A 1,773-nucleotide genomic window follows, 5' to 3' on the forward strand; every position below is an offset into this window, starting at 1 on the left:
CTCGGGTGTCTCGACGATTCCAGCGTTGCGGATCGGGGATCTACCGCGGCCCGCGAACCTCCCGGCGTCTTTCGGACAGCAAGCACTCTGGGTAATTGATCGCCTGGGCGGGCCGGGGGGCAGGTATGTGGTGCCAATGGCGCTTCGCCTGTCCGGAGAACTGGACGTCAGCGCACTTGATGCTGCGGTGAAGGATGTAGTCACCCGGCACGAGGCATTGCGAACCCTGATCGTGGAAGACAACGGGCGGCTGCGTCAGGTGGTCGTCCCTGCCCAGGACGCGAGCGTTCGCCTCACACTGATCCCGGAGGATCTCTCCGGTTCCGGGGGTGACGCCGCAGAGGAACGGATCGCCGACTTCGTGCGGCGGGGGTTTGACCTGGCGGCAGACATTCCCTTCCGCGCCGGCTTGTTGCGGGAGGCTGGCACGGAGTGGGTACTGGTGCTGGCGGTGCATCACCATGCGGTTGACGAATGGTCGCTGCCGGTGCTGCTGGGGGACCTGTCAACCGCATACCAGGCCCGGTCGGCCGGTCGTGAGCCGGGGTGGGCGCCGCTGAAAATGCAGTACGCCGACTACGCGATCTGGCAACGAGAAATCCTCGGGGATCCCGCCGACCCGGATTCCGAACTCGCTCAGCACTTGAGCTATTGGCGTAATGCCCTCGCTGACGCGCCGGAGGAATCCACGATCGCCCTGGACCGGTCTCGCCCTGCTGAGCCCACCCACCAGGGCGGTGATGCCGAGTTCGCCGTCGCGTCCGAGACTGTGGCGGGGTTGCGGGGCGCCGCGCAGCGCAACGGCGTGAGCATGTTCATGATCGTGCAGGCCGCGATCGCGCTGACGGTCTCCGCGCTCGGCGGAGGAGACGACGTAGTGATCGGTTCCCCGGTCGGGGGCCGCACTGAGGACGGCCTGGAGAACCTGGTCGGGTACTTCGTCAACACCCTCCCCCTGCGCCACCGGCTCCGACCCGACGACACGATCAGCGAGCTCCTCGGGCGCGTCCGGCAGACAGTGCTGGATGGGCTCGCCCACCAGGCCGCACCGTTCGAGCACATCGTGTCCGCCGTCGGCGTCGACCGGTCCGTTGCCCGCAACCCGGTCTTCCAGGTCATGCTCACCCACCAGAACCTGTCCGGCGGGCCCGACCCGCTCAATCTCCCCGGAGTCACCGCTCGGCAACAACGCGCTTCCCTCGGAGCGGTCAAGACGGACCTGGACATTTACGTGGACGAGGCCCAGCACACCCTCACCGGGTCCCTGAGCTATGCCACTGACCTGTTCGACCCGGGCACCGCGGAGCGTTTCCTCGCTCTCCTACAACGAACCCTCACCACAATCGCGACCCGCCCCGAAACACGGATCGCCGATCTTCAGGTGCTGTTCGACACCGACGTCTCGTCGGTGGGTGGGTGGTCGGTGGGTGCGGGGGTGGTGGTTCCGGCGGTGACGGTGGATGGGCTGATCCGGGATCAGGTGGTGCGTTCTCCGGGGGCGGTCGCGGTGGTGGATGACGCGGATGGTGGGGTGTTGACGTATGCGGGGTTCGATGGTCGGGTGAACGCTCTGGCCCGGCTTCTGGCTGGGCGGGGTGTGACGGTGGGTGACCGGGTCGCGGTGGTCCTGCCGCGTTCGGTGGACCTGGTGATTTCCCTGACTGCGGTGCTGCGTGCGGGTGCCGCGTATGTGCCGGTGGATCCGGGGTATCCGGCGGAGCGTGTGGCGGCGATCCTGCAGGATTCCGCTGCCCGGGTGGTCATTGCCGATGG

General features: G+C 67.5%; 1 protein-coding gene. It reads left to right on the forward strand.

All coding sequences use genetic code 11. The features are described 5' to 3' along the window. Window positions 1-25 precede the first annotated feature (25 nt). The coding region (locus CcI49_RS39430) for a condensation domain-containing protein (RefSeq protein ID WP_158230902.1) at window positions 26-1,773 on the forward strand (1,748 nt) is incomplete at its 3' end.

It is taken from the genome of Frankia sp. CcI49 (assembly GCF_001983215.1).
Lineage (GTDB): Bacteria > Actinomycetota > Actinomycetes > Frankiales > Frankiaceae > Parafrankia > Parafrankia irregularis.